Below are 18088 nucleotides of genomic sequence, written 5' to 3'. Positions count from 1 at the left end.
GTGGTATAAAAGTCTCCACATTATTTTTACCACTGACTACCAATCATTGTAAAGGCAGACCAATAGTAGGGATGGGAGAGATTACCATTAATATTCTTCTGTAAATAGGTAGATATTTCTGGTGGTAGATCAATGCTGCTATTGACACCACTTAATTTATTGCCTTCAACTGCAACTTTATTTTGAATCATTGCCATCTGTGCTTGTCGTAGTGCTTCCGCTTTAATTGGTGAAGTTTTTAACTGCTGATAAAACTCCGTCATCAAACCGAGAGTTCCAGCATCGGAAACATACCACAAACTGGCAACAGCTGATTTTACCCCAGCTTGTACTGTTAACCCAGCAAAACCTAACTCTGCTTTTTCATCCCCAAAAGCTGATTTACAAGCACTTAAAACTAGTAACTCTACTGGTGGTTTATTCCATCCCAACTCGCGTACTTGATTTAGTGACAACTTGCTATCGTACAACTGGATGTAGGAGTTACGTGAATTGTCAGAAACAAAATCTACATGAGTCGCTAAATGAATGATGCCAAAAGGATTTTGCTGGCGTTTAATTTTGAGATTTTCTAGGGTAAAGCTCTTATTAAGAAAAGATTTACCATTCCATAATTTTGCAATACTATAAAGCTCTATTGGCACTGCCTGCAAGGGCTGCTGTTTTTGGTCTTTAGTAAATTCACTAGCTCCCATTGCTAAGACTTGGGATTTCTTGATATCAACATAGTTAACATCTGTGAGGCTGACACTGGGTAACATTCCCAGACTGTATTTTTCAATAAGAAACTGTTTACCATCATGGAGAGCAGCTAAGGGGATAGAACGTAAACCAACATCTGTAATAAAGGCCATATTTTGAATGCCTTGCTTTTGCAACTCGGCTTCTTGAGGAGCAATCAGCCATTGATATAATTGCTGTGCTGATGTTAAATAGTTTGTATTATTGGCTTGATTGATATCAGAAATTTCACTGTAAAACTTTTGAGCTACTTGCATTACCTTTGCTCTAGTTGCACCAACAACTGGTTGGCGTATGGGTTTACCTTTACCAGTGATAAGAACTAAATCAAGTAAGTCTTTATCTTTTGTTGATGTATCACTGCTGGAAGTAAAGCTTATATAAACTATTGCTGGTTTAATGCCTGTTCTCGCCTCAATTTGGCGGAGTGCAGCTTGTGCATCAGACAAGCTTTTGATTGAATTTTTTCCTGATTGTCCTAGATATTGCTCTATCTGTCTTGTAGCACTTTCATCTAATTCTGCGAAGTCTGTATCAATTATTACGGAAGAATTATTAATATTAGTAGTAAGCAGTGACGGGTTAACTGTAGAACGTGCTTCTAATTCTGGGTTGGGGATATTATCTGGGTCTTGAGTGATGATCCCAATATTGCCTTGAGTATAAGTACTTGGTATAGATTTGGTGGGTACAATAACATTGCCAAAACCTGTAGCAATGGCGGCCGCAGTACCGTTGGTAGTGGCATCACCCACAACAAATGGGATATCTCCATTGCCGCCATGACGGACGGTAACAGAACCACTGCCCGTACCACCTGCGGTAGAAATACTAGCATTTGTGCCATTGTTATCAGTAAAGGTGCCAGTAGCTTGGAAGAAACGACGAGTTGTAATGTCTACATTACCACCAGTACCATTACTACCACCTTGAGCGTTGATAGCAGCAACTTCAATATCATTATCTGGATCTAATGTGACTGAACCACCATTACCAGTCATGGAACTGGAATTTAACACCCCAGCTTTGATACTGTCTTTTGCTTCAATATTAATTCCTCCACCATTGGTTGTAATATCTTGAGCCGTAACTGTGCCACTGGTACTTTTGAGGGTGACGTTATTGTTATTGTTGGTAATATCTTGAGTGGAAATATTGCTGTTTGCTGAAATATTAATCGCAGCTTGATTTGTGCCTGTAATTTTTTCAGTTGCGGTTATTGAACCTGCACTAGAATTAAATGTTTGGCTACCAGTCCCTGTGAGAGCGAGTGGACTACTAAAGTTGATATCGCCAGTAGTGAGAATATCGCTGCTGATGCTTGTCTCAGTCGTACTAGTAATGTTGAGGCTATTGAGTGAATTTGTACTACCTAAAGAACCACCAAGGTTAATGTTACCACTACCCGCAGTTAAGGTTAAGTTCCTAGCTCCATCAACTGTACCTGTAAAGTTAATATTTCCTGGGCTAGGAGCTTCTGTATTAAATGAGATGTCGTTGACCAGATTAACGTTACCATTCAAGTTGATATTACCAGCACTGCCTGTACCAGAGACGGTTTTGAAAGAGTTACCAAGGTTAATAAAACCCGTGTTGCTGGTAATGTCGATGTTTTGACCATTTGTGATGATGCTGTCTGTAGCGATGTTCTGGTTGGCTAACAGATTAATTGAGGTATCATCTGTACCCGTAATAGTTCCGGTTGCTGTGATTGAACCTGCACCAGTGGGCGATTGAATTTTAACTGGGTCTTGGAATGTGACACCATTACTAGCTACACTAATTGCGCCACTGCCATCATTGCGTCCAATAGTGATAGAACTAAAACCGCTTGCTAATGCAGCTATATCAGTGCTGGTGAGATCGAGGGTTCCTGTCGCAGTATCAGTAGCACCGCCAAGTGCAATATTCTGACTTGGTTTTGTTGGTTGCAGAACTAAATTGCCTGTGCCTGTCACTGAGTTAGCTGAAGTCGGCAGGTTAATTTTATCAGCTGTCAAATTTAGAGAATTGCTTCCTGCACTCAAACTAGAATTAATCGCTATTGTACCCGTTCCCGTACTGGAGTATGCAAAGGATGTAGGCATACCCGTAGTAGGATCAATGGCTGTTGGCACAAGTACATTATTTCCCGCGTTAAATGTAGCGTTACCTGTAAGAGTAACTGGACTGTTGAATATAATGCCACCATTCTCAGTAGTAATATTTCCTGGTACTTTTGTATTTCTAGCGGTAACATTCAGACTATTTAAAGGTGTTATCCCACCAATAGCACCACCAAAGTTAATGTTGCCTGTGCCAGCAGACAGGTTTAAATTGCCACTACCATCAATTGTGTTACCAAAATTAATGTCTGCATTGCCAGATTTGAGCGCAACATTAGCACCACTGCCGAGTAAGACTTTGCTGGGGAAAGTCATAGGTTGATTGTTGGTGGTGATGCTTCCATTTAGCGTGATTAAGGCAGTATTAAGAATTAGTGAGGCATTATCTATGGCTGAGACTGTAGTGTTGCTGTTAACAGTCATATTCCCACCAGGAGAATTAATTGTGACTGGATCTTGGAATATGACAACATCACTATCTATATTGATCGTACCACTACCATTATTGCGTCCAATCGTGATAGAAATAAAGCCATTTTGAAAGGACGTTAGATCAGATATGGTGAGGTCTAAAATTTCTGTCCCACTATCATTAGTACCACCTAAAGTAATATCCTGACTGGGGGTGAAAGGTTGAAGCTCAATATTACCTGTTCCAGTGACGGAATTACGAGTTGATGGTAGGTTAATCTCATTTGCTGTTAATGTGAGATTGTTGCTACCTGCTGCTAGGAAGTTATTTAAGGCAATTGTCCCTGTACCAGCATTAAATTCTTTGCTACCAATGCCAGTGAGGGTTACGGGGCTGTTAATATTTATATTGCCAGTAGTGAAGATGTTACTAGGAATAGTTGTGTTAGCACCACTGATAATATTAAGACTACTGAGTGGGGTTGTACCACCAATAGCACCGCCAAAACTAATGTTACCTGTACCAGCAGTCAGGTTTAAATTTCCACCACCATCAATTGTGTTACCAAAACTAATGTTGGCATTGCCAGAGTTGAGAGTAACATTAGCACCACTGCCAAGTAAGACCGCGTTGGGGAAAGTGATAGGTTGATTGTTAGTGGTAATGCCTCCATTGAGGGTGGTTGAGGCAACATTGAAATTCAGAGAAGCATTATCTATAGCTGTAATTCCACCGCTATTGACTATTAGTAAACCTGTGGGAAAAAGTATATTTACAGGGTCTTGGAATGTAGCATTATTCACGGTTACTATACCGCTGCCGTCACTACGTCCAATGGTGATGGAACTGAAGCCATTACCTAATGCAGCTATGTCAGATTGAGTTAGGTCTAAGGTATTTGTAGCACTATCGGTAGAACCTGTGATCGCAATATTTTGAGTAGCTGTTTTAGGTTGAAGTGTTAGTATTGCCCCAGTACCTCGAACGGAGTTTGTACCTCCTACCAAGTCTATCTTATTACCAGTTAAACTAATTACACCATACTGAGTCCCTGGATAAAAAGTATTATTATTAACTGAAGAGAGAGTAATATTGTCAGCTTCTAAAGTGATTTCTCCCCCTGTACCGATCTGATTAGTCCCATAAGAGGTGGAATCAATCCAGCCGTTTACAGCGATACTGCTACCCTGTCCAGTAGAAAGAAAGCTAATCTTCCCCCCATTACCCGCTGTACTACCCAACGTGCCAGCAAATACATTGTCCACCACAATATCATTTTTAGCATTGAGAGTGATTTCACCACCATTACCTACTGGACTCTCGTTTGCAGATGTATCTGAAGCTAAATAACCTGCATTAATACCACCATCACTACTTGTGATTTTGATTGCTCCACCATTACCTGCCGAGCCAACACCAGATAAAGAGCTACCATAAGAAGCAGTGACTATAAAATCTACATTAATATCATTTTTGGCATTCAGTGTAATTGCTCCACTGTTACCTGCATTTGGATAACTATTAGATAGACTCAAAAGCTCTTTACTAGATATACTGCCATTGCTCGTGATATCTATATTGTTACCGTTTGTGGTTATGTTATCGGTAGTAATGTTCTGGTTAGCTAGTAAGTTAATTGAGGCGTTGCTGGTAATTGCCCCATTCGCTGTGATTGAACCTGCACTAGAACTGAATAATTTGCTATCAGTACCAGTGAGGGTGACGGGGCTGTTAATACTTATGTCGCCACTGGTGAAGATGTTGCTGGGAATAGTCGTATTAGCAGCACTGCTAATATTGAAGCTACTGAGTGGAGTTATCCCACCAATAGCACCACCAAAACTAATATTGCCTGTACCCGCAATCAAGTTTAAATTGCCACTACCATCAATTGTATTACCAAAATTGATGCCTGCATTGCCAGTATTAAGAGCAACATTAGAACCATTGCCCAGTAAGACTGCGTTGGAGAAAGTGATAGGTTGATTGTTGGTGGTAATGCCTCCATTGAGAGTGGTTGAGGCAACATTGAAATTCAGAGAAGCATTATCTGTAGCTGTGATACCACCACTATTAACTATTAGTGAACCTGTGGGAGAGAGGATATTTACAGGGTCTTGGAATGTGGCATTATTCACGGTTACTATACCGCTGCCGTCACTACGTCCAATGGTGATGGAACTGAAGCCATTACCTAATGCAGCTATGTCAGATTGAATTATATCTAAAGTATTTGTACCACTATCGCTATTACCACCCAAAGTAATATCCTGACTGGTTGTGGAGGGTTGTAGGACTAAATTACCACTACCTTTAACTGAATTAGCTCCTCCTTGTAGGTTGATTTCATTACCAGTTATAGAAACTTCTTTACCAATTAATCCATTAATATTTTGACTACCATTCTGAGTTGTCAAATTGATGTTTCCATTGGTGCTAGTTCCTTCTGCACTGACTTTTTCAAGGTTTATATCATTTGCTGCGCTAACTGAAATATCACCACCAGTAGTAGAAGCAATTCCAGGCTGTGTTACACCAGCAACAGTTTGATCAGGTTGTGAACCACTGTAGAGACTGTTAATAGAAACACTGCCACCTGTACTATTAACATGAATTGTACCACTACTGTTTGTTCCCCCTGATGAGATCACACCAGTAAAAATATTACCTGCTGCTTGCAGATTGACATTACCACCAATGGCGCTGGTGAAAGATGTGAGCAACCCTGTACCAGAATTGAGGAAAAATGATGAACCAGTACCAATACTCCCAAGTGAATTATTGACACTAATAGAAGCATTATTGCTGGTTAGATTAATGTTACCGCCTATACCGCCCCTAGATTGTGCGGCAATATAGTTATTAATATTAATGTCACCATTGCTGATGAGGTTGACTATTCCAGCATTACCATTTCCTTCTGCAACAGTATTAATATGACCTGTATTGATGATACTGCCATTACTGCTAGTAACGTTGATATTGCCAGCATTAGTTAAGCCAGAACTAGAAGGATCTATTGCTAATGAACGCAGACTACCTGTAGTAATATCACCAAATGCACTCAGGTTAATTGCTCCACTATTGCCATTGGTGCTTTCAGATTGAATTGTACCGCTGGAGAAAATAGAACCTGTACTGCTGTTGATATTAATATTGGCACCATTTCCTCCATCTAAACCAATTGCCCAGACACTACCAACCGAAGCATCACCAAGTGATATATTTCCTCCAGCGTTAACGTTAATTTCCCCTGCATTAATTGGTGAATTTGAATACAAAAAACCAGAGTTGATAGTACCAGTAGCAGATAGGGTAATTGAACCACCAGAACCTGTTGTAGAACGAGTATCAATGTTTCCTACTTGAATACTCCCAAGCGGTAAACCCAATGAACTACCTACAAAAGATGTTCCACCATTGGTACTGGGAAAATTAGAAGGTGAAACTGAACTCAACCCCGCCCTTAATATTAAGGAAGGAGTAGTTGTCAAAGTTGTAAAATCTGGATCAGAAGCTGGAATACTGCCACTGGTATCAGGCGAATTAATGTTAATATTCCCACCCTGAATACTTCCCGTTGCTTCAACCTTCAGGGCTGCACCTATATAGTCTCCAAATACTACATCTCCATTAGCTCTGATAATAGGGTCAAACAAGCTGACAAAATTACCAGCACCACCGGAAAGGTTTTTAATAGCAAACCGTCCACCACTATAAAAGTGAGCATCCCCAGACACTATACCACCACTGACTAAACTCAGATGTTCACCACTAACAAAGGGTGTTTGAGGATGATTCAAAGCCAGAATATCAATATTCTTATTTCCCTGAATATAAAGATTTCCCCCTGTTTGAGCTAAAAAAGGAGTGGTGACACTATCTCGCACCCGTACAGTGTCTTTAGCTAACAGGTTTAAATCTCCAGTAGTTTGGAGTTGACTTTCAACTAAAGTTAAATTCTTGGCGGCTGATAAAGTCGCAGATTGGGCTGTAACGTTCTTCGCTACTATATCCCCGGTATTTACAGTCAGTCCAGAACCCGTCAGTTCTACTTGTCCGTTGCTGTTAACAGTGACATTGTTAGCATTACCCCCATTAATACCTGTTAACAAATCTAAGAAAGTCGGGGGAGTAGCTGATGTATCTGATGAGGGTTCAACTTCTAAACTCAGCAGGTGTCCTGGTTGGCTGATGCGGAGAAGGTTTTGGCCAGGAACGGATGCAACGGTGATATTACCTCCTGGTGCTGATAAATTGCCAGTGCTGACAACAGTACCACCGATTAAGTTTAAGTTTTTACCAGCACCAACTGCTAAATTACCAAGATTAACAATACTCCCCGGTTGGGAAGCAGAAAAACTAAAGGCGTTAGGGGTTCCTACTAAATTCGCATAGTCGTTACTACCAACTGCATTAAACTGATTTGCACCTAACCAGATGCTATTAGCTGTGGTAGCTGTAAAGTCAGCGGGTATATTTAAGCTGGCATTAGCACCAAATACGATACCAGCCGGGTTCATTAAGAATAAATTAGAATTTCCGCCAGTTACTTGTAGTAACCCGTTAATAAATGAAGGGTCGCCACCAACGACACGCCCTAAAATGTTCTGAATGTTGGGATTAGAGAGAAAGTTAGCTATCTCGTTGGAGTTGAGTCCAAATTTTTGAAAGCTTTGAAAGAGATTCGCGCTATCTCTAGAAAGAGTGCCACCACTGATATCTAGCTGATTGCCGTTGGGGGTGACAACAGTACCAGTACCATCATTAGCAGGGGTAATAGATTGTGCTTTGACGATGGCTATGGTTTGCAGAAGGGTGACAACTGCGATCGCTTGAGTGAAAATAAATAAAGCAATTTTTTCAGTTAACAAATTCATATAAATCCTGGTATAAATATTTCAATTTGAATTGTCCCTCATTTAACATCTTTATTCATATAAGTGTATATGCTTAAAATTTTGCAAATATGAATTAAATTTCATAAACAACCCCTCTGTGTTTTTACTGTTAAACGCTAAAAAGCCCACAATTGCGAGCTTTTTAGCATCCTGTCTTTTAAAAGACGTGATGATGACTTATTAATTTGTAACAAATTTTAATCACCATACATTAGAACCAGAGGGATTAGAAGGAGGATTTTCGATGGGTGTTGGTTGAATAGGTACGGAACGAGACGGAGTAATTGGAGTAGATGTAGGACGGGATGGAGTGTTATTTCTATGAGATTGGTTAACCACCTCAACAGCTTCATCTAACGATTCTTCTTCTATAATGTTAGTTTTGAGGGGATCTTTGGGGTCTACAGAACCGCCTCTAGTAGCAAACAACTGCGCTGTCCCTGGTTCAGATTTATCCAATTTCATGCCTAATGTATAGATAGCATTCGGCGCTAATTTTCTCAGAAAAGTCTGAATAGGGATGGCTAAATTAAATCCGGTTTTATCGGGAACAATTTGAGGTCCACTTTCTTGATTACCCTGTTGGGATACTGGCAGCTTAGGTGCTTCTTCTCTCCCACCTCTGCCATGAATACCGACAACTCGCCCTGCTACATCGAAAACCGGACCACCACTCATTCCTGTCCTAGTGGTAGCTGTATAAGATATAGCATATCCATTATCTACTGCGGTGTCTTCTTCACCTGCCACTGTATCTCCATCTAAACGACTGGAAACGAGGGAAGAAGTGAATTGAAAAACACGCCTTCTAATTGCTTGATCAGGGTTAGGAAATCCAGAAACGTAGACACCAGCACCTTCAGTTGTATGGTCAGAATCACCAAGGGTAGCGGTATTAAACTTGTGTTCGCTGCGAAACTTGACAATGGCTAAATCTACCCCTGGCAATCTCTGAATGTCTTTCTCCGTGGAAATACTAATTTTTTGCCGTCTTCTGTCTCCTTCTAGGGGAACGGGAGTGATAACTTTATATTCATCATCGCTGTATTGAACAACGTGGTTGGCTGTTAGTACTACATAAACGTTTTTGCCATCTTCTTTGTAGCTGCCAACAATTACACCTGAACCGGGATAATTAACTGTAGGCGCAATCTGCACTACTGTAGATTTAGCAATACTGGCCACTTCTTTGGGTGATAATGCCTGTTTAGCAATGGCTGGGCTGGCTACCATAACCATTGCTGAACCAATAAAGCAACCTGATAATAAATAACGATTTAACATGATGCTATTTCCTGAAACTTTTAATTTATGTCTATTAACAAATTCATACCAATCACTTACCAAATCCACATAGAATGGTTGGTCTGATTTGCAGGTACTGGGGTTTGCGGTGCATAAGTTGAATAGAGAGAATCAACCTCAATTTCCGTGTAAAATGATGCTGCGGATTGGTTAGTTACACCTTGAGAAAATTGGGGGGCGCTGTTGAGAAATGTTGCTACTGGTACAGCCCAACTAGAATACTCAAATTTGCTACGAGTTTGTACGCTTGGGGTAGAACCATCTACAAAAATAAAGGGATTTCCCCAAAGAGGAAATTTGTGTCTACCATTAATTGCTACCAGTTCACCACGCTGATTGAGTACAGGTCCACCACTCATGCCTTTAAGGATGTCATTGCTGTAACCAACTTGATAACCACCTTGAAAAGATTTAGGTAAGATATAGTCAATCTTTCCGGTTGTGAATGACCAAGTTCTGCTTTCATGGGGAAAGCCAGCAGCAAAGGTTTTCTCTCCCATTGCTAAGGGTGATTTAGCAATTGAGGCGATCGCATAATTACTGCTACTCTTAAAACTGAGTAATCCCAAGTCATCATCATTGAAATTCACAGCCTTAATTGTTTGGCCTCGATAAATTTTACCATCGGGAGTTTGGATTTGATAATTACTACCCATTCTCAAAACATGAGCGTTGGTAAGAACTGTGTAACTCTGACCTTTTCTTTGGATAATAATTCCTGAACCCCAACTTTCTCCGGCCATAATTTTCACTGTGATAGCGCGGGCTTGTTGACGCAAATTCTGTTCTGACATTTTTTCATACTGCTGAGAAATCTCTACATCGGCAGTTGGTGTTTGCTTTTCTATGGAGTACACAGCCTTGGTTGAAAAAGCAAAAGACAGACAGCTGATTAAAGCCACAACACTAAATCTAGAAAAATCCATGTTCGCCTAACTCAACAACAGTTAACTATTAATTCCTCCCCATCACATTTTCAGCTTTGAGGAGGAGGATTAGTCTATGTTAATCGAACTTTCAACGTCTTACCAGCTACCACCACTGGGTGCTGTGCTTGGGTTGTTCTTAACTACACCGGGTTCTTGTTGTCCGGGTGTATTAGCATCTACACCCAGGTCAGTCAACATTTTATTCACGTCGATGTAAACACGCTCAGAAGATTCGTTTATAACCGCGCCAGCAGCACCAGCTTTATTATCAAATAATGTTTGCAGAATACCTGCCAAGTTGCGGCTATTTCTGCGATTCAAAGTGAATAAAACATTGCTGCTATTACATGAACCACCAGCAGAGGTAGCACAAACTACAGGCATTCCTCTTACCACCCCAGCCGTAATGTAGTTTAACTGACCTGTGCTGTGAAAGTGGTTAAATCTTGACGATACTTCGATACACCTGCGGACACTGTTATAACCAGAACCTGCAAATTCGTTTGTTCTCCAGCGCATGACAGGGTAGCTTTTTGCACCGACAACAGTTGTTAAGCTATTTGTATCACAGCTAAAAGGACCTGAGAGGTCAGCATAACTGGGGCTGCTAACTGCTGCACCTAAGCTGCTGACAATAACTGCTCCACTGAGGATTGCTAAGGATTTACGTAGCATTTTATTCTCTCCTAAATAAAGTGATTGTGTAAGTATGCTCTTTGCTTAAAAGCAAGTCTTTTGAATTCTGCGCTTTGGTTACTTTACATAACTTATGAGTTGTTTATTTTTTGTTGGGTTTAATAACTTATAAATAGACTACCTCATAATCATATAGCATAGTAAGCGTAAATTTACTTATAGTACGTACTTATTTTTTTTAAGTAACTTTTTAAAATTTTTACTATAATTCCGTAACGATTCAGGTTATTGATTAATAATTAAGTATTAAATATGACTTATCACGCTATTTGATCTCAATTCATTTCAGCTATTTATCGAAAAAACCCAAAATTTTGCCATTAATGTATCCAGAGGTGACATGGCGTGTTAATTTTGGAACAAGAAGTTGATATAAGTATAAAAATCAAATACAGGGGTAATAATTTTATGCGTTGGCATTTGGAAGGTACAATATGGAATGTATTTTTAATTCCCAGTGCGCTCTTAGTTGTCTCTGCATCAGCTAGTTATGCTCAATTGTCTAGTTCAGTTGTAACGTCAGAACTAACAGACAATCTGCTGGCACAAGTCGAAAACAAACAAGTTGCGTCCAATCAGGAATCACTCAGCAGCACTGAATTACTAAATTCTTTAGTATTATTAGAACTACCAGATAATCTACTGGTACAAGTGGGGAATCAATCCGATAATCCCAATCAAGAAAGATTTCTGCAACCAGCACCCATTCCCGAACCGCTATCACCGGAAAATCAGGAGATAGTACCATCAGAATCTGTACCAGAAAACGTACCAGCGACAGTCAGCCAAAAGATTCAGGTTGATAAAATTGAGGTAACGGGTAGTACAATTTTTAACCAAGAGCAGTTAAATTCCCTAACTAAGTCAGTTGAAGGGCGTTCTGTAAGTTTGGAAGAACTTAGGGAAGTTGCGAATGCTATCACCCAACTCTACTTAGATCGGGGTTATATTACCTCAAGAGCAATTTTAGCCAACCAAACAATTAGCGATGGTGTAGCAAAAATTGGGGTAATTGAAGCGGGTGTAGAGAAAATCGAAATTGAAGGCACAAAACGCCTAAATCCTGATTATGTGCGATCGCGCGTAGCTTTAGGAATTAGTAAACCTTTAGCCACAGGTGATCTAGAAGACCAGTTAAGATTATTACGGGCAGACCCCTTATTTTCTAATGTAGAAGCCAGCTTGCGTGCTGGTACTCAGGTGGGTCAAAATATTTTAGTAGTTAGAGTTACCGAAGCTAACTCCTTAAAAGCAGCATTAAGCGTTGATAACTATTCCCCACCAAGCATTGGTTCTGAAAGATTTGGTATTAACGCTAGTTATCGTAATCTCACAGGATTGGGTGATGAACTAGCAGCATCATATTACTTCACCGCCCAGGGAGGCTCAAATATCTATGATTTCAGTTATCGCCTCCCAGTGAATGCAATGAACGGGACTGTGCAATTGCGAACAGCAATTAATAATAACGAAGTCATCCAAGAACCTTTTCAGGATTTCGATATTCGGGGAGAGTCCCAAATCTATGAAATTAGTTTTCGACAGCCATTAGTGCGATCGCCCCGCCAAGAATTTGCCTTATCATTAGGGCTTACTTTCCAAGATGGTCAAACCTTTACCTTTGCAGGTCCAACAGCATTTGGGTTTGGACCAGACGACGAAGGTAACAGCCGCACTCGCGTAATTAAATTTGGACAAGACTATTTAGCACGGGATATTCAAGGTGCTTGGTCTCTACGTTCTTTATTCAGTCTTGGTATTGACGTATTCGATGCCACCAGCAACGCTGATCCCATTCCTGATGGAAACTTTTTCAGCTGGTTAGGACAAGTACAGCGAGTACAACGCTTTAGTAATAACCATATGTTAATTGCCCAAGCTGAAGTACAACTAACCCCCAATGGTTTATTACCCTCACAGCAATTTGTGATTGGTGGTGGTCAGTCAGTGCGTGGTTATCGGCAAAATGCCCGTGCAGGTGACAACGGAGTCCGATTCGTGCTGGAAAACCAACTGACACTACACAAAGATGCTGGTGGAAATCCATTAATCAAAGTCGCGCCATTTTTTGATTTAGGATATGTCTGGAATACGGATGATAACCCCAACCGCTTACAGAAACAAACCTTTTTAGCTGGTACTGGAGTCGGAGTTTTATGGCAACTCATACCTAGTCTGAATATGCGATTAGACTATGGTCTTCCTTTAATTAACTTAGATGACCGGGGTACAAATGCTCAGGATGAGGGCTTTTACTTCAGTATGGGATATAAGCTTTAAACTCATCGCGGCAGTCCCTATTCCCGATTTTAGAGGGATTAGGGGAAACTATCCCACGCTTGGGCAACCAACTTACTGAGCCAACGTCGTTGTTGTCTATCTAACACAGTGTCATCCGCTAACACCTGGGCAGTTAATTCTTCTAAAGATTGACCTTGAGCGCGAACAAGTTGAACCACTCCGGCAATTACGGCTGCTACCAGTTCTTCATCAACTGGCTGTTGTCGAAGTGCAAAAATTTCTTGGGGACTGTCTGGGATAGGATAATTCATGGTATGAGTTTACAGAAGTTCTAAAATGATTAATAAATTTAACAACCTATTAAAATTTCTTAATTCAATTGTGATGCAACTGATAGGGCGGAGTCTAACGCACTTCCTACCTTTGTCAAATCTTTCGTAGTGAGTAGATCGATGGGAGATATCAGCAGAAATATGAAAGAGATTCTTTACTTAGAAGTTCCTACAACTGACACTGCGGCTGTACGCAACTGGCTACAGGTAGATTTTGCGCCGGGGAATGGGGAAAAGTTGCTGACAGCAGATGGTTTTCGTCTGAGAAGCCCTGTTGTCTCTGTTGAGGAAGGTTTGCCAGATGAACTTTCTGTGTTTGTCTGGTCGGTACAGCACACTACTTATCTCAAGGTCTTCCGTTGGGCTGAGAAACCCTTTGCTAATGAGGGGCAAATTCTCCAACGTCTAACTACAGGAATACGCAGTCACTTCCCCCATAGTTATCCAGAACTACCAGAAATTGATTTCCAAAAGTCGATTTTCGCAGAGCTAGAACCTTATTATCCCCTAACTGTCAAGTACTTTCAGAAAATGCCTAATGGGGAAAATGATCTCAAGCGTGCTTACTGGTGGGAGCAACGTTGGCGAGAAGGGGTAAGAAATCCGCAAAAGCCTCGTCAGGTGGTATTTTCTGCGGAACACAGGGAAGAGGGAAAGCCCAATCTCCAGTATGACCTCATTTACATTGGTGGGGCTTTAGGTTCAATTCATGCGGCTTTGATGGCTAAGTTAGGCTATAAAGTCTTGTTGGTGGAACGTTTACCTTTTGGCAGAATGAATCGGGAATGGAATATTTCCCGTGATGAAATCCAATGTTTGGTTAATTTGGGTTTGCTGACAAATGCTGAGTTGGAAACAATTATTGCCAGGGAGTATAAAGACGGCTTCAATAAATTTTTTGATGGTAATAATCCCTCTCACCTCAAAGCACCGATTTTACACACGCCTACTGTGCTGAATATAGCTCTAGATTCTGAAAAATTACTGCAAATATGTGGACAAAAACTACAAGCTGCGGGTGGTGATATCTGGGATGAAACAGAGTTTATCCGAGCAGATGTGAGTAATACACAAGTTATCTTGAGTGTCAAGCATTTGCCTAGTGGTAATGAAAAGCAAGTGAGTGGAAGATTGCTGATAGATGCGATGGGAACTGCTTCACCTATTGCTTGGCAATTAAATGGTGGGAGGGCTTTTGATAGTGTTTGTCCAACTGTGGGAGCAGTGATTGAGACGGGATTTGAGCCGGGAGTCTGGGATTCTGATTATGGAGATGTTCTCTATAGTCATGGAGATATTTCTAGAGGTAGACAGTTGATTTGGGAGTTGTTCCCTGGGGTTGGGGAAGAACTAACGATTTATCTGTTTCATTATCATGAGGTGAATGGGAAAAATCCTGGTTCTTTGCTGGAGATGTATGAGGACTTTTTCACGATTTTGCCAGAGTATCGTCGCTGTGACATGGACAAACTGGTGTGGAAAAAGCCGACTTTTGGCTATATACCGGGGCATTTTAGTGTTAGTAGTAGCGATCGCACAATTGCTTTTGATAGATTAATTGCAATTGGTGATGCTGCCTCACTCCAGTCACCCCTAATATTCACCGGATTTGGTTCCCTAGTTCGCAATTTAGAACGTTTAACCACCCTATTAAATACAGCCCTCAAACATGACTTATTGAGTTTCCAGCATTTAAACCAAATCCGTGCCTACCAAAGTAACGTTTCTGTTACCTGGCTATTTTCTAAAGGCATGATGGTTCCCACAGGGAAATTTATCCCCCCCCAAAGGGTAAATTCTATGCTCAATACCTTCTTTGGCTTATTAGCAGACGAACCCCCGGAAGTGGCAGATAATTTCATTAAAGATCGCTGTGATTGGTTAACCTTTAACCGTCTAGCCCTGAAAGCAGCGAGAAAAAATCCAGCATTGCTAGTATGGATATGGCAAATGGCTGGGCTTAAAGATTTGCTTAGATGGTTGGGTAATTATTTCAACTTCTGTCTTCACGCCCTATTCAGTACTTTTTTAAGTAAATGGTTCGCTAGTTTCCTCAAGTCAAATCAATCTTGGCTAGAACCCCGTTATCCCGGACTGTGGTTAAAGTTGTTAACAATTAATTATGCAATTTCTACCGGCAAACCACTATGGCACAATCAGGTGGTCAAAGTTAACCCAAAAGCAGTAACTCAAACTAGTCATTATTGAGTAACGAGTACCGAGTACCGAGTACTGAGTGCTGATGACTCTTACTCTTCATCGTTGACCTTTGATTCATGACCCTTGGTGCGAAAATTTGGTAGTTCTACCGATGCTAATGACTTGCGCCCCTTGGGTGGACGCTGGGGATAAATCAACGGTGAAGGTGATTTATTATCTTGGGGATATTCACCCAACGGTTCTGCGGAAAAATTGTGTTTTGGTAATTTCGATGTTGTAGATGGTGAGACATCTGACCAATAGTCCTCAATTTCTACAGCATTTATTTCTTGGTGTGGAGAAGTGGGAATTATTGATGGATCATTAGAGGCAGAAATGAGAAAATCATCCACCCCTATACTGTAAGTAGCAGCCGTATTAATAATATCCGTCTCTAAATCTTGTTCTATTGTAATTTTTGATTTTTCAGCATTCTCCGTCATAGATGCTAACGTTTCCAAGATAGGCGTATCAGCTTGATTACTTTGCTCATTCTCTCCCGTAGTTAGTGGAATTACTGATGTAGGCACAGAGGTAAAAAACATTTGAATCAGACTCTCCAACTGCTGGTCTATGTTGGAGGAATTAGAATTAGAAACAGCTTCTGATGTATTTACAGGTTCATTATCTTCTAAAGAGGCAGCTATTTCAGTCGGTGTGAAGGTACATTTATCATCCGACCAGTTTTCAGAAGATACAGGTATTGGCGCAGAGTAATTTTTTTCGTGTGAGCATGGCGTTAACGGTTCCACCCAAGAACTATCTGCGTGTTGGTGTTCTACGTGTTGGTGTAAACTCCCGCAGGTATCACTCACAAAATCTGATTCTGCTGACCAAGGTTTAATGGGCTGTGCATTGGGGAATAGCGATCGCGCTTTTCTAGAGAATCTTGTATGTCCACCAGTTACGTCATGGGGATGATGGGCTTTATCCTCTAGGGTGTCATAGTTAGGAACAGATGTATCTAGACATTTTTCTAGAGCCGCTTTAAATTGTAGCGTTTGACGTTGTTGGCGCATCAGTCTAGTCCGCAACTCCCGACAAGTATTTTCTGAGTGCAATAACTGCTGAGACTGTTCACTGTAATTAGTTTGCAACAGTGAACACTGGCGTTCTAATTGAGCTAGGCGTTGCTGGCTAATTTGTAAATGTGCTTTATGAGTTTCGATGAAAATTTCTTGATTTTGAACAGTTTGTTCAGCCGTTTCTAACTGTTGAAATAGGGACTCAATTTGCTCTTGTGCAGCTGAGAGTTCCTGAGTTTGTTGATTTAGCATCGAATCAGTGACGCTGGAGCGTTTTTTTTGCCATTGCAAAATCTTTTCTGCTTCAGCTAATTCGTGTTTTAACTGTTCTACTTGAGAGTACAAGTCACCATTAGCTGTGCTTAACTCTTGATTCAGCGTCAGTAATTTATGAAATTCAGAGTCTACAACTGCTTGTTTCTGACTGTCAGGTTCTGCAACCCAGTCTTTTTGGGTATTAACTACGGGTTCACACTGCTGTTCTGCGGCTGGGTTCAGGAGTGGTAAATTAGTCACGGCCATATTTTCATCATGGACAACTGAGTAAAAGGGACAACCCGCCAGATCCGATGATGGCGAATTTGCAGAATTTAGGGGTTCAATCACAGTGCCGTTGTTTGAGGTGTCAGCTATATTCATCACTCTTGACCCACCTGCTTAAAAGTATTCAGTAGTGTTTATGACAACATTGCTGATCAACTGCGTTAAATTCAGGATTTCCTCTAGAAGCCAAGTTTAACTCTCTTTCAGCATGAGTGGCTAGTACTATAAGGTAGCTAGGCTATAGGCAAAAGCCAGAAAGCTTTAATGCTCATAGAATTTAATTTTTTTGTCTATTTTTAAATGTCTAGCTATTTGTACCTGACTGTATGTACTAGTCATTAGAGAGTTTCCTAATTGTGCATTTAAAATTGTCGCTGATAACGCCGTTATAACATTGTCGGTTTCTTGTGCGTCAACTTTTTGTATGATGTAGTCTTTTTGTCCCCCAGTGGTAGAGGGTGTGAACCTACTTGACGTGGGTTAAAAGTTATATTAATTTGCTAAAAAATATTATGCCCCTGGCGCTATCTAGTCAGATACTACAATTAGGTAGAGATTTTCTGATTTCAGGGTATCAAATTTTACATTCAAAGGCAGGCAATTGGTAATTGGTAATTGGCTTCCTCCTCCCAATTACCCCATCATCCCAGTCCCCTTTT

General features: G+C 40.7%; 8 protein-coding genes. 2 read left to right on the top strand and 6 right to left on the bottom strand.

The window, feature by feature from the left end; all coding sequences use genetic code 11:
• Positions 1 to 26 precede the first annotated feature (26 nt).
• The 4 genes from ACSQ6I_RS03310 to ACSQ6I_RS03295 all read right to left on the bottom strand — a co-directional run bounded on the left by ACSQ6I_RS03310 (position 27) and on the right by ACSQ6I_RS03295 (position 11068).
• The gene (locus ACSQ6I_RS03310) at positions 27 to 8138 is read right to left on the bottom strand and encodes a CHAT domain-containing protein (RefSeq protein WP_438888875.1); all 8112 of its coding nucleotides are present in this window, start codon (positions 8136 to 8138) and stop codon (positions 27 to 29) included.
• A 222-nt stretch (positions 8139 to 8360) separates the two neighbouring features.
• Positions 8361 to 9443, bottom strand: a complete 1083-nt coding sequence (locus ACSQ6I_RS03305) for a S1 family peptidase (RefSeq protein ID WP_438888874.1) — start codon at positions 9441 to 9443, stop codon at positions 8361 to 8363.
• A gap of 56 nt (positions 9444 to 9499) precedes the next feature.
• Complete coding sequence (locus ACSQ6I_RS03300; RefSeq protein ID WP_438888873.1) at positions 9500 to 10390, bottom strand: S1 family peptidase; 891 nt, start codon at positions 10388 to 10390, stop codon at positions 9500 to 9502.
• Between the two features lie 99 nt (positions 10391 to 10489).
• The gene (locus ACSQ6I_RS03295; protein WP_438888872.1) at positions 10490 to 11068 is read right to left on the bottom strand and encodes a COP23 domain-containing protein; all 579 of its coding nucleotides are present in this window, start codon (positions 11066 to 11068) and stop codon (positions 10490 to 10492) included.
• A gap of 429 nt (positions 11069 to 11497) precedes the next feature.
• Between ACSQ6I_RS03295 and ACSQ6I_RS03290 the strand changes: the two genes are divergently transcribed.
• Complete coding sequence (locus ACSQ6I_RS03290) at positions 11498 to 13369, top strand: ShlB/FhaC/HecB family hemolysin secretion/activation protein (protein ID WP_438888871.1); 1872 nt, start codon at positions 11498 to 11500, stop codon at positions 13367 to 13369.
• A 38-nt stretch (positions 13370 to 13407) separates the two neighbouring features.
• Here ACSQ6I_RS03290 and ACSQ6I_RS03285 read toward each other — a convergent pair whose 3' ends face one another.
• Entirely contained in the window at positions 13408 to 13641 is a 234-nt protein-coding gene (locus ACSQ6I_RS03285; RefSeq protein WP_438888869.1) for a hypothetical protein, read from the bottom strand.
• Between the two features lie 162 nt (positions 13642 to 13803).
• Between ACSQ6I_RS03285 and ACSQ6I_RS03280 the strand changes: the two genes are divergently transcribed.
• The gene (locus ACSQ6I_RS03280; RefSeq protein ID WP_438888868.1) at positions 13804 to 15870 is read left to right on the top strand and encodes an NAD(P)/FAD-dependent oxidoreductase; all 2067 of its coding nucleotides are present in this window, start codon (positions 13804 to 13806) and stop codon (positions 15868 to 15870) included.
• A 41-nt stretch (positions 15871 to 15911) separates the two neighbouring features.
• Here the strand turns inward: ACSQ6I_RS03280 and ACSQ6I_RS03275 are convergent, their stop codons facing one another.
• Positions 15912 to 17525, bottom strand: a complete 1614-nt coding sequence (locus ACSQ6I_RS03275) for a hypothetical protein (RefSeq protein WP_438888867.1) — start codon at positions 17523 to 17525, stop codon at positions 15912 to 15914.
• Between the last annotated feature and the right edge of the window lie 563 nt (positions 17526 to 18088).

The sequence above is a fragment of the Anabaena sp. WFMT genome (assembly GCF_051781005.1).
Taxonomy (GTDB): Bacteria; Cyanobacteriota; Cyanobacteriia; order Cyanobacteriales; family Nostocaceae; genus Anabaena.
The sequence above is the reverse complement of the archived record's forward strand: the minus strand, read 5'-3'. Positions and strand labels throughout refer to the sequence as shown.

Coding starts and splice junctions, on each gene's coding strand:
- ACSQ6I_RS03310 (WP_438888875.1), bottom strand. CDS start 8,138: ATGAATTTGTTAACTGAAAAAATTGCTTTATTTATTTTCACTCAAGCG.
- ACSQ6I_RS03280 (WP_438888868.1), top strand. CDS start 13,804: ATGAAAGAGATTCTTTACTTAGAAGTTCCTACAACTGACACTGCGGCT.
- ACSQ6I_RS03290 (WP_438888871.1), top strand. CDS start 11,498: ATGCGTTGGCATTTGGAAGGTACAATATGGAATGTATTTTTAATTCCC.
- ACSQ6I_RS03300 (WP_438888873.1), bottom strand. CDS start 10,390: ATGGATTTTTCTAGATTTAGTGTTGTGGCTTTAATCAGCTGTCTGTCT.
- ACSQ6I_RS03305 (WP_438888874.1), bottom strand. CDS start 9,443: ATGTTAAATCGTTATTTATTATCAGGTTGCTTTATTGGTTCAGCAATG.
- ACSQ6I_RS03295 (WP_438888872.1), bottom strand. CDS start 11,068: ATGCTACGTAAATCCTTAGCAATCCTCAGTGGAGCAGTTATTGTCAGC.
- ACSQ6I_RS03285 (WP_438888869.1), bottom strand. CDS start 13,641: ATGAATTATCCTATCCCAGACAGTCCCCAAGAAATTTTTGCACTTCGA.
- ACSQ6I_RS03275 (WP_438888867.1), bottom strand. CDS start 17,525: ATGAATATAGCTGACACCTCAAACAACGGCACTGTGATTGAACCCCTA.